Raw genomic sequence first — 23729 nt, 5'->3', positions numbered from 1 at the left:
TATTTAATAGCAATCAAAAATCATAAAAATTTATTTATTATACAACAATTATAGTAATTCTTTTTCTGAAAGTTGTTTCAAATAAAGTGATGCATAATACCCTTCTTGATTTATCAATTGATTATGAGAACCTTGTTGAATAATTTTTCCGTCTTCAAGAATGATAATATTATCTGCATTTTTAGCTGATGAGACCCTATGGCTAACAATAATAGTGGTTTTGTCCTTACAAATTTCATACAAGTTGTTCAAAATAGCTTCTTCAGTTTCCGTATCAACTGCAGATAAACAATCATCAAAAAGTAAAATTTCCGGGTTTTTAATAATGGCTCGCGCTATAGAAACGCGTTGTTTTTGTCCACCTGAAAGAGTGATTCCGCGTTCGCCAAGAATAGTGTCGTATTGTTTGTTGAAACCAATGATATTGTCGTGTACGACTGCATTTTTTGCAGCAGTTTCTACTTCCTCATCAGTTGCATTTTCTTTCCCAAATTTGATGTTGTTCTTGATACTATCCGAAAACAAGAAAGCATCTTGCGGTACAATTCCAATGCTGTTTCTTAAATCATAGAGGTTCAAAGTACTTATTTCATTTCCATCAACTGATATTCTTCCATCGGTAACTTCGTATAATCTGGAAATCAAAGAGGAAATGGTTGATTTCCCAGATCCTGTTTTTCCGAGAATTGCCAGCGTTTCTCCTTTCTTTACTTTAAAAGAAACATTTTTTAATGCTTCTATATTGGTATCTTCATAAGTGTAGCTCACATTTTCGAATGAGATAGTACCTTCAATAATAGATTTATTTGGATTTTTATTTTTTATTTCCGGTTCGATTTTCAGGAACTCATTAAGACGCTTTTGAGAAGCTTCGGCCTCTTGAACCATTGACGAAACCCATCCTAATGAAGCAACCGGCCACGTTAGCATATTGACATATAAAATGAATTCTGCGATGGTTCCAATACTTTTTATAGTGCCATTAATATACATTAGACCACCAAAATAGATCACAACTAAGTTGCTTATTCCTATTAGTGCCAACATTAAAGGACCGAATAAAGACTGTACTTTTGCTAAATCTAAACTTTTGCTTTTACTTTCGTTTGCCAAATCGACCATGTTGTTTTGATGTTGGTCTTCTAATGAATAGGCTTTAATTACTCGGATTCCAGAGAATATTTCTTGTGAAAAACTGGAAACTTTCGACAGGTATTGTTGGAAAATAGTACTTCTTTTATTGATTTCAGAACTTAATTTGAAGATGCAATATGATAAAACCGGTAAAGGAAGAATGGTGTATAATGTCAATCGTGGCGATACATTGTACATGTAACCAATTACAATTGCAAAACGGATAAAGGTGTTTATCGTATACATTACGGCGGGTCCCACATACATTCTTACTTTGGAAACATCCTCACTGATACGGTTCATCAAATCACCAGTTCGGTTTTGTTTGTAGAAATTTTGCGACAAGTTTTCATATTGTCTAAAAACTTCATTTTTTAAGTCAAACTCAATATGTCTTGACATTACAATAAGGGTTTGTCTCATCAAAAAAGTAAGAAAACCAGCTATAATGGTAGTGGCAATAATCAGTAAAATGTTTGAAACTAATTCCTGTTGAATAACATCCGCTGTAACGGATTTGTCTTTTGAAAAGGCTTCAATTGCTTTAAATGATTTACTAATCAATTTTGGTGTAAACAAAGAAAATATTTGTGCAATAATTGTAAATAAAATACCAAGGGAAAAGCTGTATTTATATTTGATAAAATATTTGTTTAAATAACGTAATTCTTTCATTTTTTTAAGATATTCTGTGTTGAAAAAGTTTTATTTTTTGATTAATAATCAATTTTTGATATTATTAAAAATTAATCATTTATCTCTTGTAATTGTGATATTGATAATTTAACGAATGAATATTAGGATATATTTATTTTTTATGTAAATTTGATTTGTCTTTTTGACGAATTCGTAATTTATCACTATAAAAATCAATACTTATGAATGCAGCTTTCACAACTGGAAAGGAACTTCAAAAAATGGATCCCGTTTTTGGTCAATTATCATTTGATGATCACGAACAAATTGTATTTTGCAATGACAAAGATACAGGTTTAAAAGCAATTATTGGTATTCATAATTCGGTTATGGGTCCTGCTTTAGGTGGTACGCGTATGTATAATTATGCCAATGAATGGGAAGCACTAAACGATGTATTGCGACTTTCTCGTGGTATGACTTATAAAGCGGCTATAACAGGATTGAATATTGGTGGAGGTAAAGCTGTTATTATTGGCGATGCCAAAACTCAAAAGAGACCTGAATTGATGCGTAAGTTTGGAGAATTCGTTCATTCTCTAAGCGGAAGATATATTACTGCCGAAGATGTAGGAATGGAAACTAGGGATATGGATATCGTAAGAGATGTTACGCCTTATGTTACTGGGATTTCTGAAGAAAGAGGCGGATCTGGAAATCCATCTCCTGTTACGGCTTATGGAGTATATTTAGGGATGAAAGCAGCGGCGAAACATCAATTTGGTTCTGATGTTTTGGATGGTAAAAAAGTATTGGTGCAAGGAATTGGTCACGTTGGAGAAACGTTGGTTGATTATTTGACAAAAGAAGGAGCGCTAGTAACAATAACTGATATTAATGAAGAAAGATTGTATGAAGTAGGAGCGAAGTACAATGCAAAAATATTTACTGGAGAGGATTTATACAGTGCCGATGTTGATATTTACGCGCCTTGTGCTATGGGTGCAACTATAAATGATGCAACGGTACATAAAATTAAAGCGAAAGTAATTGCTGGTGCGGCTAACAACCAATTAGCAAATGAGAATATTCACGGAGCAATTTTGCAGGAACGCGGAATTCTTTATGCACCGGATTTCTTGATTAATGCTGGTGGAATTATCAATGTGTATGCGGAATTAGCCCATTATGACAAAGCTGAAATCATGCGTAAAACAGAAAATATTTACAATACTACATTAGAAATTTTTGATTTTGCTATTGCAAATAATATGACGACACACCATGCAGCTTTGACGATTGCCCAAAATAGAATTGATCAAAGAAAGATAGAAAACAGTAAGAAGTAGTTTTAGTTTTTAATATATAGTCGCAGTTTACAGTCACAGTCTTCGGGTATAACCGGAAATTATAACTGAATTCTGCGACTGTTTTCTTATAGGATAATCTAAATTAGAACCAAAAGCTTTTTTTAGCGTTTTAATTTTATTTTAAAAAATGAAATTCTTATTTTTGCAGACTAATTAATAAAAGTTCTTACAAGGTGGTAAACAGAAGACACATACGCGTTAAAGTAATGCAATCCATTTATGCGATGCATCAAAGCGGTTCAGATAATCTGGAGAAAGAAGAAAAATTCCTTTTTTACAGTATCGACAATATTCAAGATTTATACCTTATAATGCTTTCTTCACTGATTGAAATTTGTAAAACAGAAACTATCTTTTTACATAAATCGAGTCTGAAACATCTTGCAACTCCTGAGGAGCGTAAGCCCAACGAAAAATTCATCAAAAATCAAATTTTTCAAATTCTTTCCGAAAATAATTCACTAAATATTGCGCTGGAAAACCGTAAAATCAATAATTGGACTTTAAACGACGATTATATTTTATTGCTTCTTAATGATATAAAGGCGAGTAAATTGTATGCTAAATACATGAGTGACTCGACTAATACATTTGAAGAAGACAGACAATTTATTGTTGATTTGTTCATGGAAGTAATTGTTCCGAACGAAAAATTATACGAATATTTAGAAGATGATAAGTTGACTTGGGTTGATGATATTCCGTTAGTGAATACGCATATCATCAAACAATTAAAAGCTATCAAATCTGGTGAAGATGATAATTTTAGAGTTCCAAAATTGTACAAAGACAATGAGGACAAAGATTTTGTTAAGGATTTGTTCCGAAAAACAGTCTTAAACGAAACCGAATTAGCCAAAGAATATATTGACAAAACACCAAACTGGGACAGTGATAGAATTGCCGAAATTGATACCATTATTCTTAAAATGGCAATTTGTGAATTTTTGAAATTTCCATCAATTCCTGTAAAAGTTACTTTAAATGAATATTTAGAAGTTGCCAAAGAATATTCTACACCAAAAAGTAGTATTTTTATCAACGGAATTTTAGATAATTTAGTAAAAGAACTTGAGGCCAGTAAAAAAATTATTAAAGCCGGTCGTGGTTTAATGTAATATTTATAAATAAAAAAAGGGAATTAAAATTATGGGACAATTAACTCAATTTGCGCCGTTTCTATTAATGTTTGTGGTAATCTATTTCTTCATGATCAGACCACAACAAAAAAGAGCTAAAAACGAAAAAGAATTTGAAAGCACTTTGAAAGTAGGCGATAAAATCATAACAAAAAGTGGTCTTCACGGAAAAGTTTCTGAGTTAGCTGATACTACTGTAGTTATTGAAACAATGTCAGGAAAGCTAAAAATGGAGCGTTCTTCTATTTCTATGGAAATGAGTGCTGCTTTGAGCAAAAAATAATTTTGCTTTAATGAATTAAAAAAGTCCCAACCGATTATTATTCGGATTGGGACTTTTTTAATAAAAAACAAAAGGATTATTTTTTATTCTTTTTATTCTTCTTTGCTTTTTTTGATTTTGCCTTGGCTTTTTTAGCTTTTATCTTTGCTTTGACTTTCGCTTTTTTAGCTTTATCCTTTTTAGCTTTTTTGGCCTTTTTGGCTTTTGCTTTCGCTTTTTGTTTCGCTTTTTCTTTTGCATCAGCTTTTTTAGCCTTTTTCTTGTCTTTATCTTTCATTTTTACTTTCTTTTTAGTCCCGTTTTTAGTTTTTTTCTTATTTGAAATGTCATTATCATCTTCTGGATTAATAGCATAAATTTCTATAGTTTCCGTTATGATTTCTTCAATTACCGGTTCAATTCCTACAACTGGTTCTTCGGAAGGTTTGATTACTTTAGTTTTTCTGGTCCTAACTGGCTTGTGAATTTCAGGTTTTTCGGGAGATACCGGAGTAGTTTCCGCTTCTTTCTTTTGTATCATAATTTATAGTGTTAGAATTATTTTTATACAATTAAACCAATAGTTGTTCAGGTTTTACTAAATTGTTAAATGCCTGTAAGTAAATATAGTGATTTAATACACTGGCTAATGTTAAGTTTTTCAGTATAGTTTGCAAACAATATTCTGATTTGGAACAAATGGAGTTGTTTTGAAAATGAATCTTAGGAGGTGATTGTGATGAGGTTGAATAAAAAATCCCAATTCTGATGCTTCAGAAATGGGATTTGATTTTATCGGTATTTGTCATTTAAACCAATGTTTTCTACTATCATTGGTTTTATTTTTTCGATTCGGGAAAGTTTAGTTTCTTCTCGTTTTGCGGTTTCAATATATTCCAAAAATTCTTTTTGTTTGTAAGGAGAGAATTTTAGAAATGCTTCTGCTAAATTCATATCAGCATCCAATTCCTTTTGTAAAAGTTCTGAAACTATACTTTTTCCTTTTTCAGGTTTAAGTTGCTTCCCTTGTTTTTCATTTTCTATGGCTTCATGAATATAATGTAAAACTGCTGCCTCATCAACTTCATCTTTGGATGAAAACCGCCATTGGCGCAACGATTTGGTAACACCTTCTTGTGCATTAACCAACACTTGTTTTTCATCTTTCAGGAAAACACCATTAAAAAACCAAACCGTAAAATAGTTTTTGAATCCTCCAATTCCAAGTACATTCTTGCCATTCAGGACATAAACGCAACCTCCCCATTTTGTGGTTTCGATTAGTTCCGTTTTAGCAATAATTGATTTCAGAAATTCTAATTCTTCTGACCAACTATTGACTTTATCCCAAATGTGTGTATTGGTTTTTAGTGGTTCCAATTATTTTTTATTTTTAGCTATTTCTTCTGTTTTAGTAAAATCACCTGCTGCAGTCAATTGGGCAATTTTTACAATTACGTTAACTGCTTTTTGCATACTTTCTACAGGAACATATTCGTATTTTCCGTGAAAATTATGTCCGCCGGCAAAAATATTTGGACAAGGCAATCCTTTATACGATAATTGTGAACCATCTGTTCCGCCACGTATCGCTTTTATAAGTGGTTTTATATCTAATTCTCTCATCGCTTTTTCTGCAATATCGACAATATGTTTTACCGGTAAAACCTTTTCTTTCATATTGTAATATTGGTCTTTTATCTCAGCAATAACTATGTCTTCACCAAATTGTTTCGCAAACTTCTTGTTGATTTTTCGAGTGATTTTCTCAATTAATTCTTTGCGTTTCTCAAATTTTTTCTTGTTATGATCCCGAATGATAAGTTCCAAAACGGTTTCTTCAATGCTTCCCGTTAGATGATGCACATGGAAAAAACCTTCGTAACCTCTTGTTTTTTGAGGTGTTTCATCTTTTGGTAATTCATTTATAAAATCGTTGGCGATTAACATGGAGTTAATCATTTTCCCTTTAGCGTAACCGGGATGAACACTTTTTCCTTTGAAAATAATTTTGGCACCAGCCGCATTAAAATTTTCATATTCTAATTCGCCTACTTGGCTGCCATCCATAGTATATGCCCAGTCTGCTCCAAATTTATCTACATCAAAATGGTGAGCGCCACGACCAATTTCTTCATCTGGCGTAAAGCCAACTCTGATTTTTCCGTGTTTGATTTCTGGATTTTGGATAAGGAATTCCATTGCGGTAACAATTTCAGTAATTCCGGCTTTATCATCAGCTCCTAATAGTGTTGTTCCGTCAGTGGTAATCAAAGTTTGTCCTTTATAAAGCAACAAATCCTTAAAATAGCTAGGTGATAATACAATGTTTTTATCGGCATTTAAGATAATGTCTTTTCCATCATAATTAGGGACAATTTGGGTTTTTACATTGGCACCGCTAAAATCAGGAGAAGTATCAAAGTGAGAAATAAACCCAATGACAGGCACTTCATGCGCGACATTACTTGGCAAAGTAGCCATAATATAGGCTTTGTCATCAATTGCCACGTCTTGCATTCCAATTGCTTTCAATTCCTCAACCAGTTTATTGGCTAAATTCCATTGTTTTTCAGTGCTTGGCGTAGTTTCTGAGTTGGGATCAGATTCAGTATCTATAGTTACATAACCAATGAAACGGTCAATAATATGTTGCATAAAGTGTTTTTTAATGAGATACAAATATACTGCTTATTTAGAGAATCATTTTATTGAGAAGAGTTTGTCTTTTCTTTATTTCTATTAAAAAAACCTGAAATTAATACACTAAAAACAGAAGATTTAATTGAATACTTAACATAATAAATGAATAAATCACATGCTTTTTTTAGGATTGTAAAATCTATATTTTTGCTTAAATTACTTTATTATATTTTAGATTTTATTTGATAGAATTTTTCTTCATTTCTTCCAACATCGTAATGATTACATCTAATTTCTCTACCTCTAGTTTATTCAATTTTATAGTCAAAGCTTCAATTTCCAGTTTTGCATCTATATTAGTTTGGTAATCTGCTTGTGCTTGAACTCTGTCTCTATCATTTTGCCTGTTTTGGGACATCATAATAATAGGAGCTGCATAGGCCGCTTGTGTAGAAAAAAGAAGGTTTAGTAAAATAAATGGATATACATCCCAGTGGTACATGAATCCAATTAGATTTAATGCCATCCAAAGCACAACTAAAATGGTTTGAATAATAATGAATTTCCAGGACCCCATTCCTTTTGCAACTGAATCTGCTAAACGGCTTCCAAAGCCTAATGTTTCAATGTGTTTTTCGTGCCAGTTTTTATGATTAAGCATACTCATGAATTTAGTTTAGTATATATTTTTGCTATTATATAGATTAATTTGCGAATTATTTATCGTTATAAGATATTAGATCAAAATTAATTTTGAGTAAATATATATGATTTAATAGACTTTAATATTTTTATAATTACAACTTATCGTTTATTTATGAATTTTAAGGAAGATTAATTGTAGTGCTAATTTTTGTAAGCACATTTTTCCAATCATCATCAGATGTTTTAAAATCATGATTGGTATCTACAAAAAAGAGTTCAATATTAGGAGAAAGTGTATAATTTCCTATTATTTCAATTCCACCATATTCATCTTTTTTACCTTGAATAATTAAAAAAGGGGTTCGTAAATTTTTTAAATGAATGAAACGATGAGGTTCGATCTCTTTTTCAGGATGTTTGAATGGATAGCCTAGGCAAATTATATGTTTTATATTTAATTCATCTGCAATTAGAGAAGCTATTAATCCACCGGAAGACCTAGATATTATAATTATTTCTTTATCGCTACCCATTTTTGAAATTAACTGTTTTAATATTCTGGAACGGAATTCGAGGTGGCTAATGTTTTTTTTGTAATAATTATAATAATTTTTAAAATTCAGAGCTGCATATTTAAAAAGGCAAATTTTCCTGTATATTTTTTTAAAAATATCGGGTAACCAAATGTATCTTTTTTCAAAATTTACTGCATGGTAAATGGCACTTCCAATAGGTTCATATACTATTAAAAACTGATGTTGCTCTAAATATTCTAATAACGAATTGTTTAATGAACCATCTTTTCTTAAGTTTTCTCGTCCAACAATTAAAAAGATTTTATTGAAATTCATGTTTTTATTCTTTAGCTTTTTTTGAATATCTCACCTAATTTATTAAATATAATTACAAATCAATAAATAGGATTTTGACTTTATGGGCCTCAAATTATAGTTTAAAACTATGCACTTTAGTACATTTAAATTTAGCTTCTAAAAATTTTTCACCACGAATTTCACCAATTAGCACGAATTAATTAGCGGGAATTCGTGGTTAATATTTGATTTGCAATCTTGCAGACTTTAAGTCTGCCTACTAAATCTATGAACTTTAAGTCCATAATAGTTTAGTTTTAAATGAGATTAAGCCATTCAATACTTAAGATAAAGAAATAATTTGCATAAGCTTAATAGTTTGTTTTATTTGAATAAAATTATCAATAAATTATTTTCCAAATTTTTAATTATCGAATAGATAGTCCTATTTTTGCACCACCAACACAATAACCATGTATAAACTACTCATTCGCCCGATACTTTTTTGTTTTGATCCAGAAAAAGTTCATTATTTCACTTTTTCATTGATTCGTTTCTTGTCTAAGATTCCAGGATTTTCATTTATTTTTAAATTGCTTTACGAAGTAAATGACCCCAGATTAGAAACTGAAGTTTTTGGATTGAAATTTAAAAATCCAGTAGGTTTAGCTGCTGGTTTTGATAAAGATGCCAAGTTGTATAAAGAATTGTCCAACTTTGGTTTTGGTTTTATCGAAATAGGAACTCTTACTCCAAAAGGACAAGAAGGGAACCCTAAAAAGCGTTTGTTTCGTCTAAAAGAAGATAGCGCGATTATCAACAGAATGGGATTTAATAATGGCGGTGTTCAGGAAGCTGTTGAACGATTAAAAAGCAATAAAGAGGTTTTAATAGGCGGAAATATTGGAAAAAATAAGCTAACTCCAAATGAAGAAGCAACTTCAGATTACGAAATTTGTTTTGATGCGTTGTATGATTATGTGGACTATTTTGTGGTGAATGTGAGTTCGCCAAATACACCAAATCTTCGCGCTCTGCAAGACAAGGAGCCATTGACACAATTATTACAAACTTTGCAAAATAAGAATTTGGCTAAGCCAAAGCAAAAGCCAATTCTCTTAAAAATCGCTCCTGATTTAACGGATGAGCAATTACTGGACATTATAGATATTATTAAAGAAACTAAAATCGCAGGAGTTATTGCGACTAATACCACGATTTCAAGAGAAGGATTGCAATCCGAAAATAAAAATGAAATGGGTGGATTATCAGGAAAGCCATTGACAAAACGTTCCACTGAAGTTATTCGTTTTTTATCTCAAAAAAGCAATAAAGCCTTCCCGATTATTGGAGTTGGAGGAATCCATTCTGCTGACGATGCTATAGAAAAACTGGAAGCAGGAGCTTGTTTAGTACAATTATACACTGGTTTTATTTATGAAGGGCCAGCTTTAGTAAAAGCGATAAACAAAAAGATTTTAGAACGATTGTAGGTTTTTAATAGTACCAAATTGTGTACTGTTTTTAATTATTACCAAAAGGCGTAATACTATCAATTTAGTGAAATTTAAAATTCATAATTTAAAATTCATAATTGTTTTTCTATCTTTGGATTTCTATGGAGCCAATAAAAATTATAGAATGTCCACGCGATGCCATGCAAGGCATTAAGCAATTTATTCCTACTGAGCGAAAAGTATCTTATATACAATCGTTATTGCGTGTAGGATTTGATTCCATAGATTTTGGGAGTTTTGTTTCACCAAAAGCGATTCCGCAAATGCAGGATACCGCAGCAGTTTTGGCACAACTTGATTTGTCTCAAACCAGAAGTAAACTTCTTGCGATTATTGCCAATACACAAGGGGCAGTTCTAGCTTCTGTTCATCCAGAAATCCACTATTTAGGTTTTCCTTTTTCGATTTCAGAGAATTTCCAAATGCGAAATACGCACAAAACAATAGCCGAATCTTTAATCACGTTACAAGAAATTCTTGAAATTGCTGACAAAAGCAATAAAGAAGTGGTGGCTTATCTTTCTATGGGTTTTGGAAATCCGTATGGAGATCCTTGGAACACCGAAATAGTAGGTGAGTGGACCCAAAAATTATCTGATATGGGAGTTAAAATCCTTTCACTATCGGATACGGTGGGAAGTTCGACACCGGATGTAATCTCCTATTTATTTTCGAATTTAATTCCAAAATATCCTAAAATAGAGTTTGGTGCCCATCTTCATACCACGCCTGAGAAATGGTTTGAGAAAATTGATGCAGCCTACAAAGCAGGTTGTCGACGTTTTGATGGAGCAGTCCAAGGTTTTGGCGGATGTCCAATGGCAACGGATGACTTAACAGGAAATATGCCCACAGAGAAATTATTGTCTTATTTTACGTCACAAAAAGAAAACACCAATACAAGTCCAATGAGTTTTGAAAGTGCTTATAATGAAGCTTCTAAGTTGTTTGGGGAATTTCATTAGAAAAAGATAGCTTTTAGAATAGGAATAACAATAATAATAAGTAGCACTTTGGTGCGTTGATAGTTTAGTAATTATGAGGTTGATTTTAATAAATAAATAGAATGAAACTACTGGCTTTCAATAGAATTTTAAGAACACTAATTTTGGTGTTATTTTCTTTTTCATGTACTAGCAATCTTGATTTTAATCAGGCAAATGATTTGAAATTAGAACCTGTTGTTGTTGCTAATTTGGCTTATTTTGATGTTCCTGCAAATCAATTTGTAACTAATGGAGTGGAACAAACTGTAACTATTGATACCCCTACCGTTGATGTTTTTAATGATGCTTTTTTTAAAAATAATTTAGCAAGAGCTGATTTCTTTTTTGAAATCAATAATACTATAAATAGAGCTTACACTTTAGACTTAGTGTATTTGGACAAAAATGATCAGCCTCTTTATTTTACTAATTTTGTTATACCTGCTTACACGGGAGTTAAAAATTTGGTAACTAAAACCGATGTGTTTGCAAATGCTAAACTTGATTTATTGAAAAGAACCGCTAAAATTGCTTTCATCCTCAGGATGTCTCCAGGACCTTTATTGACTGAGAATAGTTCAGGAAGCATAATATTACGTTCAAGTGTAACTGCTTATTTAGTTATACAATGAGAAAAATAATCTTCCTTTTTGTTCTATTTATATCAGTTAAATCTATTTCCCAAAATAAGCAAATTTTATATAATTTTACTTCAGTTCCTCAGTCTTTGATTACTAATCCGGGTTCTGATGTGAAATATAAAGGCTATTTTGGAGTTCCGTTATTATCTGGAATTTCAGCTAATGTAGGTTCCAGCGGATTCTCAGCCTATGATTTGTTTGCCAATGATGGAGTTGATTTTAATGTCAAATTGCGGAATGTTGTATTTTCCACCACCAGAAAAGATAAGGCAACAATCAATGAGCAGATAGAATTATTTAGTGGAGGTTTCAAAGTAGGCGATTGGCAAAGTAACTCTTATATTTCCTTTGGAATGTATCAGGAATTTGATTTTCTCAGTTATATGCCTAAAGATTTAGCCATACTGGCTTTGGATGGAAATAGTAATTATTTAGGAAAAGCCTTTAATTTGGGCGATTTAAATGTTAAGGCTGAAATGCTTTCGGTTCTTCATGTCGGATTTCATAAAAATATAAATGAGAACTTGATTGTTGGGGTAAGAGGAAAGATTTATTCCAGTGCTTTTAATGCTACTTCGACTAAAAACTCGGGATATATTTATACTATTCCTTCGAATAATTGGGTTTATGAACAAGTTATTTCTTCTAATTTAGAACTCAATACCTCCGGAATTTCAAAATATACGGAAAAAGATTATTCAGGTGATATAGTAAAAGATATCACTAAAAAAGCTTTTTTTGGAGGTGATTTAGGACTTGGTTTTGATGCCGGACTTACGTATTATCCTAAAAAAGATATTCAGTTTACGGCAAGTATTGTTGATGTTGGATTTATAAAGCATTCTAAAGATGTGGAAACTTTCACCTATAAAGGATATTATAAATACGAAGGAATAACTCCTAAGTTTACAAATGGGAATTCTTCAGGAAATATATACCAAGAATTTAAAGACGCAATTCCATTGGATACTTTATATACTAAATACACTACTTGGCGTCCCGCGAAGTTTAATTCTTCTATCCAATATTCATTTGATGATGCAAGAAGTAAAGATTGTAATTGTGATGGCACTGAGTCTGAATATAAAAATGCTGTAGGAGCTCAATTATTTATTATGTCTACTCCAAGAACTCCTTTTATGGCTTTCACCACCTATTACAGAAGGCGTATTTTAAATTCTTTGCAAATGAAAGCGACGTATACATTAGATTCATATTCTTATAAAAATATAGGTTTGGGATTGTCTGGCCAGTTTGGAAAGTTCAATTTATATGTGCTTGCAGATAACTTGTTAGAATATCATGATTTGGCAAAAGCCAATAGTCTTTCTTTTCAATTTGGATTAAACATTATTTTTAAAGACAGTAATGAGCCTTATTAATAGCTGATTATTTGGGGTTTCGTCTTTTAAACCATTTGTAAATTTCTATCCAAAGTACTGAAACAAATCCCACTAAAATACTTAATCCCATTTGCAAACCAGAAACACTTTCGAACTGGAAAAAATGGGCAAATAAAGGAACAAACAGCAATAAAGCAGTGATTAGAATTGTCAAACCAATAATCAGCAGAACTAAATTGTTTTTATAGCCTAAAGTTGTAAATATGGAATAGTAAAAGGAACGATTAGTAAGCGTCAAGAAAATATTAGAAGCTATTAATGTTAAGAAAACGGTAGTTCTTGTCACGCTTTCAGAGCAATTATCAGCTACACAATACCGATAAACAAATAAAAGTCCAATAGTGATTATTATACCTTGAATAATACTAATGGCAATCTCTTTTAGGTTAAAAAAAGTATTGCTAAAAGGTCTTGGTTTGAGTAACATTAAGTTGCGTTCCATAGGTTCGTTTTCATAAATAATGGAACAAGTTGGTCCCATAATTATCTCCAGAAAAATAACATGTACCGGCGAAAAAATATTGGGATAAATCCATCCCAATGCCAATGGAATAAAGACTATCATTATGATTGGAATGTGTATGGAAATGATGTATTGAATTGCTTTTTTTAGATTACTGTATATTTTTCTACCCATTGCAATGGCGTCAATCATTTTAGAAAAATCATCGTCAACGAGGATAAGATTAGCAGCTTGTTTGGCTATTTCGGTGCCTTTTTTGCCCATGGCAATTCCTATGTGAGCTGATTTTAGGGCAGGACCATCGTTTACACCATCACCAGTCATGGCTACAATTTGATTATTATCTTTCAGCGCTTTTATAATTTTGAGTTTCGCCTCAGGAAACATTCTTGTGAAAATGGTGGTTTCCATCACTTTTTCTTTTAGCGTAGCCTCATCCATTGCCATTAATTCATCTCCATTCAATGTTTTTTTTGCGTTTTGAAAACCAATTTGTTTAGCGATTGTAGCTGTGGTCACTGCGTTATCACCTGTAACTATTTTTACCTGAATTCCAGCTTTATAGAAAGTGTCAAAAACCGCTTTTATATTTTCCTTTGGAGGATCATAAAAAGCCACTAAACCTTTAAAATGAAATGAAAAATCCTGTTGTTTTTTTGGATAATCTGTTCCTGAAAATTCAGCAACACCAACTCCTAAAACGCGGAATCCTTCTTCAGCCATAGTTGTCATTGCGGTAAGGATTTGTTGTGTCTCTTTTTCGGATAAATTAGAACAAGCAATCAATGCTTCCGGAGCACCTTTGGCGGCAATAATTCTTGTACCGTTTTGGCTTTCAAAAACATGAGTCATCATGGGCGGTTTTCCACTCAATGGATATTCATGGATTAATTTGAAATTAGGTCGTTCATCAATACTTTCTAATTTTGAATACGCTTCATGCAATGCAATTTCCATTGCGTCAAACGGAATAGGTTCACTGGCCCACATAGAGAGCGTTACTAATTCCTGTTCTTCGCTACTCAGGATTTCTTTTGGATTCGAAATTTCATTCGACGAAAAAGTATACCATTGCGCCAGACTCATTTTGTTTTCAGTAATGGTTCCTGTTTTATCGGTACAAATTACGGTGGCACTACCCAAGGTTTCCACAGTTTTTGTCTGTTTTGCAATAATACCCATATTCATCAACCGCCAGGCACCAAGCGCCATAAAAGTCGTGAAAGCAACAGGAATTTCTTCAGGGATAATACTCATTGCTAAGGTTAATGCTTTCAATAGGCTGTCTAAAACATCTTTGGAATTATAATAATTAATGGCCCAAACAATACCAAAAATGACTAACCCAATGAGGGACATTTTTTTTACAAAGTTCCCTATTTGCAATTGCAAAGGCGTTTTTTCTTCTATAATTGTTTCCAGACTTTTACCTATTTTTCCCAGTTTAGTTTGGTTACCAATAGCAGTTACTTCACAAATTGCCAAACCGCTAGTGGCAATTGTTCCCAGAAATACCTGCTTGTTTTCAGAAGTTTCATTTTTAAAAACCGCAAACGATTCGCCTGTAAGAATGGATTCGTTTATAGAAAAATCATTGGATTGTATGATAATTCCGTCAGCTGGGATAAAGGTGCCTTCTTCTGTTTGAATCAAATCTCCCATGACAATTTCTTCACTTGGAATTTCCATAATTTCGCTGTTGCGAATGACTTTGCTTTTGGGTTGTGATAATTTTTTTAGTGCTTCAATAGCGTTTCTGCTTTTTGATTCTTGATAAAGTGAAATAGTAGAGACTATTACTATAGCGACAGCCATGAAAATCCCATTGCCAAAATCTCCCGTAATGAAATAAATACTAGTTGCAATCACAAGCAACAAAAACATTGGCTCTTTAACCATTTCGATTAAAGAAGTAAAGAAATTATTTTTATCCTGATGGGCTATGGAATTAGAACCGTATTTTGCTCTTGATTGGATAACTTCGTCATTAGAAAGCCCTTTTAATTGTTGTTTAGTTTCTGTCATGAAAAGAAATGAATCAAAGTTATAGATTGTAAACAAATACAGTAGCTAGTCACAGTAATAATGCGTTATTATGCAATTTAATCATTTAATATAAAAAACTGTCGTTTTTTCGCTTAAGATTGTGTATATTTGCACGCAATTTAACTACAACTACAAATTGCAATGATCGCACACAATTCTAAGATTATCGGTGAAGGATTAACTTACGATGATGTACTATTAGTTCCCAACTACTCAAATGTTCTTCCACGCGAAGTGAGTATTCAATCAAAATTTTCAAGAAACATAACACTTAACGTTCCTATTGTATCTGCTGCTATGGATACTGTTACTGAAAGTGCAATGGCAATTGCTATGGCGCAAGAAGGAGGAATTGGAGTTTTACATAAAAATATGACTATTGAGCAACAAGCTGCAAAAGTTCGTAAAGTAAAAAGAGCTGAGTCCGGGATGATTATTGACCCGGTGACTTTGCCATTGACTTCGACTGTAGCCGATGCTAAAAATGCGATGAAAGAATTCGGAATTGGAGGTATTCCAATTGTCGATGAAAATAAAATACTAAAAGGTATTGTTACGAATAGAGATTTACGTTTCGAAAAAAATAATGCCAGACCTATCATTGAGATAATGACAAGTGAAAACTTGGTAACAGTTGCCGAAGGTACTTCTCTTGAACAAGCCGAAGTAGTTTTGCAAGGGTATAAAATCGAAAAACTTCCAGTAGTAAATACTGATTATAAATTAGTTGGTTTAATTACGTTTAGAGATATTACCAAATTGACCCAAAAACCAAATGCAAATAAAGACAAATACGGACGTTTACGTGTAGCGGCTGCATTAGGTGTTACTGCAGATGCTGTTGAAAGAGCTACTGCTTTGGTTAATGCGGGAGTAGATGCAGTTATAATCGATACCGCTCACGGACATACAAAAGGAGTTGTAGATGTGCTAAAATTAGTTAAAGCTAAATTTCCTGACTTAGACGTTATTGTTGGTAATATTGCCACTCCTGAAGCAGCCAAATATCTTGTTGAAAATGGAGCAGATGGTGTGAAAGTAGGGATTGGGCCAGGTTCTATCTGTACTACCCGTATTGTTGCGGGTGTTGGATTTCCTCAGTTTTCTGCGGTACTTGAAGTGGCTGCAGCGATTAAAGGTACTGGAGTTCCAGTAATTGCTGATGGTGGAATTCGTTATACAGGTGATATCCCTAAAGCTATTGCTGCGGGTGCGGATTGTGTGATGTTGGGTTCATTATTAGCCGGAACAATGGAGTCTCCTGGAGAAACCATTATTTTCGAAGGAAGAAAATTCAAATCATACCGCGGAATGGGTTCTGTTGAGGCGATGCAGGAAGGATCTAAAGATCGTTATTTTCAAGATGTGGAAGATGATGTTAAGAAACTGGTTCCGGAAGGAATTGTAGGTCGTGTGCCTTACAAAGGAGAATTGAATGAAAGCATGCAACAATTCATTGGTGGTCTTCGTGCAGGAATGGGATATTGCGGATCAAAAGATATTCCAACTTTGCAAGAAACGGGTCGTTTTGTTCGTATTACTGCAAGTGGAATCAACGAAAGCCATCCACATAATGTGACGATTACTAAAGAAGCTCCGAATTATTCGAGATAAAATAGTCTAAAAAAGATAAAAGCAAAAAAGTGCAAGAAATGAATCTTGCACTTTTTTTATGTCTAATTATGAAGGAAGTTAATTGATGATTTTGTTTTCCTCATCTTTGAAGAGAGTTGTTGGGGTGAGGATTTTTAATTATGAACCAAATCGGCTAATAATTTTTTGTCACCCACAATCCAAAGAATATCATTTTTTTCAAGAATAATATTGGATTCCGGATTGAGAATTCGATTTCCTTTTTTTTCTATTCCTACGATCAGTCCACTAGTTTTCTCTCGTAATTGCGATTGACGGATGCTTTTTCCAATAAATGCTTCGTTCTTCAGTTCTATTTGTCGCAATACAATTTCAGTTTCGGTAAGCGTATCAGGAACATCAATTTCATGTTGGTCTAAATACGATTTAAATTCCTTTACCTGAGAATCTGTACCTATTACACATATTTCATCGCCAGGAAATAACCGTTCGCTTTTATTGGGAATATTGATCATAATATCGCCTCGCTTGATAAAAGCAATATTTATTCCTATTTGTTCCCGAATTTTTAATTCTTCCAATGTTTTTCCTGCAATATTTGACTCTGTCGCAATATCGAAAAAAGTCATGTGTCCATCCCAAGGAGATAAATCGCTTCGGCTTCTTTTGGCTTTTGTAATTTCTCGGGCATTTAGGTTTTTTAAGAAATGATTTTCAATTTTATGGTATTGTGCATTTAATCTTTTTTGGAAAACAAAATAAACAACTAAAGCTGCAATTAGTGTGATGAAAGCAATAATCGGAGAGAAGAAAATATTTAATAAAAATCCAATAAAAAATATGGTGAGCAGCAATCTAAAAAGAAACATCATTAGGATTGGTCCACGATATTTTCGTTCTTCCAGCAAAATGGCCACTTCGTTTACAGCAACACGACGTAATGAAAGCGCCCATAAAAAAGGAGAAAGCACTCCCAAAGTAATTAATGCGCCTATAGCATTACCAAATTTAAAATCAGTAACCAACGGTAAAAGATATTTGGATGAAAGTAAAATTGCCGCAAATATAATTACGGAATAAACAACGACTTGTACGATATAAGCATTGATTACAATTTGCCAATTACTTACTGATTTAATGGCTTGAGCATTCGCACTATAACGCTCAATTCTTTTTATCCATCTTCGAGGTAATTTTTTTGCTAGAAATTCTGAAAAAGGAGTAGACATTTTTATCATAAACGGAGTGGTAAATGTTGTCACCGCTGAAACTGCCACCACTATAGGATACAGGAAAGAACTGGTTACATTCAGTGTCATTCCCAATGTGGCTATAATAAAAGAAAATTCACCAATTTGTGACAAACTCATTCCTGTTTGCACCGATTGTTTTAATGGCTGCCCGGAAAGTAATGCTCCAATTGTTGAACTTATCGACTGACCAAAAATAGTAACGACAGTCAAAATCATTACAGGAATTGCATGTGCATATAAGGTTTGTGGATTGATTAACATCCCAACTGATACAAAGAAAATTGCACCAAATAAATCCTTAACGGGCTTCACTAAATGCTCAATATGTTCGGCTTGAGTTGTTTCGGCAATAATAGAACCCATAATAAAGGCGCCAAGAGCCGGTGAAAAACCAACATCTGCTGCCAGAATTACCATCATTAAACATAATGCAAGCGAAATAATAAGCAACATTTCATCGGATAATAAATGTTTTGCTCGTTTGAGTAATGTTGGAATAAAAAAGATACCTCCAACAAACCAAATCGTTAAGAAAAACACCAATTTTAAAACAGATAAAAACAATTCACTACCCGAAAATTGCTGACTCACAGCAACAGTAGAAAGTAAAACCATCATCAAAATGGCAATAATATCCTGTACAATAAGCGATCCGATTACTATTCCGGCAAATTTTTGTGCTTTTACGCCTAATTCGTCAAATGTTTTGAGAATAATTGTCGTTGATGAAATCGAAAGAATAACACCTAAAAAGATGCTATCCATTTTCGACCAATCCATCCATTGGCCAACGAGAAAACCAACTAATACCATCGTGAAAATTTGAGTAATCGCGGTAATAGAAGCTGTTCCGCCTACTTTCATCAATTTTTTAAAACTGAATTCCAGACCCAAACTGAATAATAAAAAGATTACGCCAATTTCTGCCCAAACCTCCACACTTTTAATATCTGTTACCGATGGAAAAAAATTAAAATGATTTCCTGCCAAAAATCCAGCAATCAAATATCCCAAAACGAGCGGTTGCTTGATTTTTTTAAATAACAAAACGGCTACTCCCGCTGTCATGAGGATTAATCCTAAATCGCTAATCAATGGTTCTAAATGGTGTGCAGCTTGTGATACAGTCTCTGTTGGAGTCATAGGCGGGTACTTTATTTGTATGGTTTTCTATTCTTGTAATATAGATAAAATTTTAAAAAATACTCCTGTTTAGTATGAGTTTTAAGATAAATTTATAAAAATTATTATCCTGTAAAAGTTAAAATCCAATTGGTTTTCCGCTACTTTTTTTAATAAATAAATATACTTTTTGGATTTTTAGGAGCTATTCCAGCCTTACGTTTCAAGCTTTCGCTCATAAATCTTTTTTTCTATTGCACTTTCAGGAGCTTCCTGTGGTCGCTCTGTAAGTACAAGAAAAAATAGCTTTATTTTCTCCAGGTTTTTCACTCCAGTCTGGGCTATTTGGCCAGAATCATTTGTACTTTTATAAAATTAATACTTTTTGCTGTTGTTATGTAAATATTTTATTTTAAATCATTCAATTCAGATAAAGTATAAAAGGTCATGTTATGTTGTTTGACATAATTGCAAATCAGTTTTAATGTTTCCATTTTGGTCTGATAATTAGCTGTTATTTTTTGTACAGGTTTGTGACCAAACAATATTAGAATTTTGTGCTTTCGTTTAGCATAATCTAATAGTTTTATAAGATAAGGAATGCTGAAATTGGGATGATCCGTATCAATACCTATTCCGAAAACTAATTTTGAGTTATTGAAATAGCAATTTTGAAAAAAAGGATCTTCTGCACCGTAGGTTGTTCCTCTAATAATTTTAAATTTTTTTAAAAGGGCTGCATCAATTTTCGCATTTCTAAATCCAAATGGATAGGCGAATGAAGTCACTTTAAAGGAATAAAAATGCATTAAAGCAAGCATCGGATTTATCTCCTGATTAATGTAGGCGTCAATTCCATTTTTGGCCACAAATTTAGGAGCATCAAAATGATGGAAACCATGCCCTGCAATTTCATGTCCTTCCTTTTGCAATTGCTTGAGTTCCTTTATTTCAGAATGACGTAGCGTATTTATTTTAGAAACACAAAAAGTAGCTTTCCAAGAATATTGATGCAGTATTTTATCTGCTTGGAACCATTCATTGATACTTGTGTCGTCAAATGAGATTACAACTCCAGGGTTAATCTCTTTAAGATTGCTTTTTTGAGAAGTGTTTTTATTCTCACAAGAAAATAAAAAAAAAGTACAAAGTAATATGAATTGGAAGTGCTTTTTGATCATATTACTTTGTACTTAGTATGTGTTTTGTGTTTAAATCCCCAAGAAATTACTTGGAGTGATTTGCATTAATTCGGCTTTAATTGCCTCCGAAACGTCTAAGGTTGCAATGAAACCATGAATCGCGTTTTTATCAATCGCTTCATTGGTTCTGGTTAACCCTTTTAATGCTTCATAAGGATTAGGATAGGCTTCGCGACGTAAAATAGTTTGAATCGCTTCGGCAACAACTGCCCAGTTTTTCTCTAAATCTTCGTGGAATTTAGATTCGTTCAATAACAATTTGTTTAATCCTTTCAATGTAGCTTCAAAAGCGATTATCGTATGTCCCATTGGTACACCAATATTTCTCAAAACCGTACTGTCTGTTAAATCACGTTGTAATCTTGACAATGGTAATTTAGCTGATAAATGTTCAAAAATTGCATTGGCTATTCCTAAATTTCCTTCTGAATTTTCAAAATCAATTGGGTTTACTTTATGTGGCATCGCCGAAGAACCTATTTCTCCCGCTTTGATTTTTTGTTTGAAATATTCCATCGAAACGTACGTCCAAATATCTCGGTCTAAATCAATGATAATAGTATTTATTCTTTTCAATGCATCAAAAAATGCCGCGAAATGATCGTAATGTTCAATTTGTGTAGTAGGGAAGGAGTGGTGTAAGCCAAGATTTTCTTCAACAAATTTTCCACCAAATTTTCTCCAGTCAATTTGTGGATATGCTACGTGATGTGCGTTGTAATTTCCGGTTGCTCCGCCAAATTTAGCTGCAAAAGGAACATTAAACAACAAACGCATTTGCTCTTCTAAACGCTCTACAAAAACACCAATTTCTTTACCCAAACGAGTTGGTGAAGCGGGCTGTCCATGTGTGCGTGCAAGCATTGGAATGTCCTTCCATTCAACGCTTAAATCTTTCAATTTTGAAGTTAAAGTGATTAGGGAAGGCATGTATACTTTCTCGAAAGCTTCTTTTGTAGAAAGTGGAATTGCCGTGTTATTAATATCCTGAGAAGTCAATCCAAAGTGGATAAACTCTTTATATTCAGATAAGCCTAATTTTTCAAAAGCATCTTTGATAAAGTATTCCACCGCTTTTACATCGTGGTTGGTTACTTTCTCCGTTTCTTTGATCCAAAGTGCATCTTCAGTAGAGAAATTTTTATAAATGTTACGTAAACTTTCGAATAAATTCGGGTTTACATTTTTTAGTTGTGGCAGCGGCACTTCGCACAAAGCAATAAAATATTCAATTTCAACCAATACGCGGTATTTGATTAAAGCTTCTTCAGAGAAAAATGGAGCTAAAGAAAGGGTTTTACTTCTATATCTTCCATCAATAGGAGAAATAGCATTCAATTCGTTTAAAGTAGTCATTGTTTTGTTGTTTGTTCGAAAGGCGCAAATATAAACTTTTCGTGACAAAATAGAAAACGAATGGTTTTAAATAAGTCCGATTAGCTTCTTTTTTAATGTTTTCATTCCTTGAGAAGCCATTTCAGGAATCACATCTAATGGATTTCGGAGATTTGGGATTTTTATGGGTTTTGGATCAATATAAAAAATGGGTGTTTCTTGAGGTATAAAATCGATTAACCCTGCAGCAGGATACACTTGCAACGAAGTGCCGATGACAGCAAAATAATCCGCAGTTTGTGTTATTGCAATAGCTTCGTCAAGTGCAGGAACTTCCTCGCCAAACCAAACAATATGAGGACGTAATTGATTTTGATCGTTATCGAAATCGCCAAAATTCAAATCATCTTGCCAATCCAGAATATAATTTGGATTTTTAGAGCTTCTCACTTTCAATAATTCTCCATGAAGATGCAAGACATTCGAACTTCCGGCACGTTCATGTAAATCATCTACGTTTTGGGTAATAATGAAAACATCAAATTCATTTTCTAATTCTGCCAAAATTTGATGACCCAAATTGGGTTGCACTTCCTTGAGTTGTTTTCGTCTTTGATTATAAAAATCAAGCACTAAGGCAGGATTTTTATGCCATCCTTCCGGTGTTGCAACGTCCATAACGTTATGGCCTTCCCAAAGTCCATCACTATCGCGAAAAGTTTTTATGCCGCTTTCGGCACTTATTCCTGCTCCTGTCAAAACCACTAATTTCTTTTTCATTTGTAAAATGCATTAAGAGATAAAACTACTCTTTTTTAGTATTTTTGCCAAAAAAATAACCTACAATGATTGATATCGATTACCTTAATTTTCTCGAAAATATCCTGACCGATAACCGAAAAGAAAAATTTCTGAAAGTATTGGAAAACAGAACCAATCATTTTACCATTGTCGTAGAAGATATTTTCCAGATGCACAATACGAGTGCGGTAATGCGCAGTTGCGAGGTTTTTGGAATTCAGGAATTGAATGTGATTGAGCAACGGTACGGAAAAAGTATCGATAAGGAAATTGCGATGGGAGCTCAAAAATGGGTTGACATCAATACCTTCGACAGTATTACGAACTGTGTGGATACATTGAAAAGTAAAGGTTACCAAATTATTGCCACTACGCCTCATTCAACTGATTGTTTGATGGACGATTTTGATATTTCGAAACCAAGCGCTTTGTTTTTTGGAACAGAGAGAGACGGATTGTCTGAAGAAATTTTGAAACGTGCTGATGGTTTTCTGAAAATTCCCATGGTAGGTTTTACGGAGAGTTTGAATATCTCGGTTTCGGCAGCGATCATCATTCAAAACCTGACGAACCGGTTGCGCAATTCAAACATCGATTGGCATTTATCCGAAGAGGAAATTTTAGTAAAAAGATTGGCGTGGGCCAAAAATTCCATAAAAGACATTAAACGAATAGAAGAACGGTATTTTGAAGAGAACCCGAAGTAGATTGGATTTATGGATGGAT

At 33.1% G+C, this 23729-nt stretch carries 20 protein-coding genes; 9 read left to right on the top strand and 11 right to left on the bottom strand.

Annotated features, from left to right (window positions below; genetic code table 11):
• Positions 1 to 48: 48 nt before the first annotated feature.
• Positions 49 to 1809, bottom strand: a complete 1761-nt coding sequence (locus tag ACM55H_RS04860) for an ABC transporter ATP-binding protein (RefSeq protein WP_416835426.1) — start codon at positions 1807 to 1809, stop codon at positions 49 to 51.
• Positions 1810 to 2012: 203 nt separating this feature from the next.
• Here ACM55H_RS04860 and ACM55H_RS04855 point away from each other — a divergent pair, with 203 nt between their 5' ends.
• The 3 genes from ACM55H_RS04855 to yajC all read left to right on the top strand — a co-directional run bounded on the left by ACM55H_RS04855 (position 2013) and on the right by yajC (position 4562).
• On the top strand, positions 2013 to 3119 hold the full coding sequence (locus ACM55H_RS04855) for a Glu/Leu/Phe/Val family dehydrogenase (RefSeq protein ID WP_416835425.1): 1107 nt from the start codon (positions 2013 to 2015) through the stop codon (positions 3117 to 3119).
• Between the two features lie 227 nt (positions 3120 to 3346).
• Positions 3347 to 4258, top strand: coding sequence for a transcription antitermination factor NusB (gene nusB, locus ACM55H_RS04850; RefSeq protein WP_416835424.1), 912 nt, complete (start codon positions 3347 to 3349; stop codon positions 4256 to 4258).
• Positions 4259 to 4289: 31 nt separating this feature from the next.
• A complete protein-coding gene (gene yajC, locus ACM55H_RS04845) occupies positions 4290 to 4562 on the top strand; it encodes a preprotein translocase subunit YajC (RefSeq protein WP_039110960.1) in 273 nt (90 codons plus the stop codon).
• 76 nt (positions 4563 to 4638) lie between these two features.
• Here yajC and ACM55H_RS04840 read toward each other — a convergent pair whose 3' ends face one another.
• The 5 genes from ACM55H_RS04840 to ACM55H_RS04820 all read right to left on the bottom strand — a co-directional run bounded on the left by ACM55H_RS04840 (position 4639) and on the right by ACM55H_RS04820 (position 8680).
• On the bottom strand, positions 4639 to 5082 hold the full coding sequence (locus ACM55H_RS04840) for a hypothetical protein (RefSeq protein WP_416835423.1): 444 nt from the start codon (positions 5080 to 5082) through the stop codon (positions 4639 to 4641).
• Between the two features lie 251 nt (positions 5083 to 5333).
• Positions 5334 to 5921, bottom strand: coding sequence for a YdeI/OmpD-associated family protein (locus ACM55H_RS04835; protein WP_416835422.1), 588 nt, complete (start codon positions 5919 to 5921; stop codon positions 5334 to 5336).
• Positions 5922 to 7199, bottom strand: a complete 1278-nt coding sequence (pepT, locus tag ACM55H_RS04830) for a peptidase T (RefSeq protein ID WP_416835421.1) — start codon at positions 7197 to 7199, stop codon at positions 5922 to 5924. It abuts the gene before it with no gap.
• A 223-nt stretch (positions 7200 to 7422) separates the two neighbouring features.
• Positions 7423 to 7845, bottom strand: a complete 423-nt coding sequence (locus tag ACM55H_RS04825; RefSeq protein ID WP_416835420.1) for a DUF1003 domain-containing protein — start codon at positions 7843 to 7845, stop codon at positions 7423 to 7425.
• Positions 7846 to 8008: 163 nt separating this feature from the next.
• Positions 8009 to 8680: an alpha/beta family hydrolase gene (locus tag ACM55H_RS04820; RefSeq protein ID WP_416835419.1), complete on the bottom strand. Its 672-nt coding sequence runs from the start codon at positions 8678 to 8680 to the stop codon at positions 8009 to 8011.
• 434 nt (positions 8681 to 9114) lie between these two features.
• Here ACM55H_RS04820 and ACM55H_RS04815 point away from each other — a divergent pair, with 434 nt between their 5' ends.
• The 4 genes from ACM55H_RS04815 (at position 9115) to ACM55H_RS04800 (ending at position 13167) form a co-directional block, all read left to right on the top strand.
• Complete coding sequence (locus ACM55H_RS04815; protein WP_416835418.1) at positions 9115 to 10134, top strand: quinone-dependent dihydroorotate dehydrogenase; 1020 nt, start codon at positions 9115 to 9117, stop codon at positions 10132 to 10134.
• A 125-nt stretch (positions 10135 to 10259) separates the two neighbouring features.
• Positions 10260 to 11123, top strand: a complete 864-nt coding sequence (locus ACM55H_RS04810) for a hydroxymethylglutaryl-CoA lyase (protein ID WP_416835467.1) — start codon at positions 10260 to 10262, stop codon at positions 11121 to 11123.
• Positions 11124 to 11224: 101 nt separating this feature from the next.
• Complete coding sequence (locus ACM55H_RS04805; RefSeq protein WP_416835417.1) at positions 11225 to 11776, top strand: hypothetical protein; 552 nt, start codon at positions 11225 to 11227, stop codon at positions 11774 to 11776.
• A complete protein-coding gene (locus tag ACM55H_RS04800; protein WP_416835416.1) occupies positions 11773 to 13167 on the top strand; it encodes a DUF5723 family protein in 1395 nt (464 codons plus the stop codon). The genes ACM55H_RS04805 and ACM55H_RS04800 overlap by 4 nt, the downstream gene beginning before the upstream one ends.
• A gap of 7 nt (positions 13168 to 13174) precedes the next feature.
• Here the strand turns inward: ACM55H_RS04800 and ACM55H_RS04795 are convergent, their stop codons facing one another.
• The gene (locus ACM55H_RS04795; protein ID WP_416835415.1) at positions 13175 to 15676 is read right to left on the bottom strand and encodes a cation-translocating P-type ATPase; all 2502 of its coding nucleotides are present in this window, start codon (positions 15674 to 15676) and stop codon (positions 13175 to 13177) included.
• A 162-nt stretch (positions 15677 to 15838) separates the two neighbouring features.
• On the opposite strand from ACM55H_RS04795, the gene guaB reads away from it, so the two are divergent.
• Positions 15839 to 17311, top strand: a complete 1473-nt coding sequence (gene guaB, locus ACM55H_RS04790; protein ID WP_416835414.1) for an IMP dehydrogenase — start codon at positions 15839 to 15841, stop codon at positions 17309 to 17311.
• Between the two features lie 134 nt (positions 17312 to 17445).
• On the opposite strand, the gene ACM55H_RS04785 is transcribed toward guaB, so the two are convergent.
• From ACM55H_RS04785 to ACM55H_RS04770, 4 genes are all read right to left on the bottom strand, one after another.
• Positions 17446 to 19686 carry a cation:proton antiporter domain-containing protein gene (locus tag ACM55H_RS04785; protein WP_416835413.1) on the bottom strand — a complete coding sequence of 747 codons (2241 nt, stop codon included), beginning with the start codon at positions 19684 to 19686 and terminating at the stop codon, positions 17446 to 17448.
• 386 nt (positions 19687 to 20072) lie between these two features.
• A complete protein-coding gene (locus tag ACM55H_RS04780; RefSeq protein WP_416835412.1) occupies positions 20073 to 20846 on the bottom strand; it encodes a polysaccharide deacetylase family protein in 774 nt (257 codons plus the stop codon).
• Between the two features lie 30 nt (positions 20847 to 20876).
• Positions 20877 to 22223 carry an adenylosuccinate lyase gene (gene purB / locus ACM55H_RS04775; protein WP_416835411.1) on the bottom strand — a complete coding sequence of 449 codons (1347 nt, stop codon included), beginning with the start codon at positions 22221 to 22223 and terminating at the stop codon, positions 20877 to 20879.
• A 66-nt stretch (positions 22224 to 22289) separates the two neighbouring features.
• Positions 22290 to 22982: an SIR2 family NAD-dependent protein deacylase gene (locus ACM55H_RS04770; protein WP_416835410.1), complete on the bottom strand. Its 693-nt coding sequence runs from the start codon at positions 22980 to 22982 to the stop codon at positions 22290 to 22292.
• Positions 22983 to 23047: 65 nt separating this feature from the next.
• Between ACM55H_RS04770 and ACM55H_RS04765 the strand changes: the two genes are divergently transcribed.
• Complete coding sequence (locus ACM55H_RS04765; protein ID WP_416835409.1) at positions 23048 to 23710, top strand: TrmH family RNA methyltransferase; 663 nt, start codon at positions 23048 to 23050, stop codon at positions 23708 to 23710.
• Positions 23711 to 23729: the final 19 nt, after the last annotated feature.

Origin of the sequence: Flavobacterium cryoconiti (assembly GCF_048158645.1) — a bacterium.
Taxonomy (GTDB): Bacteria; Bacteroidota; Bacteroidia; order Flavobacteriales; family Flavobacteriaceae; genus Flavobacterium; species Flavobacterium cryoconiti.
This window is presented reverse-complemented; position numbering and strand designations above follow the sequence as displayed.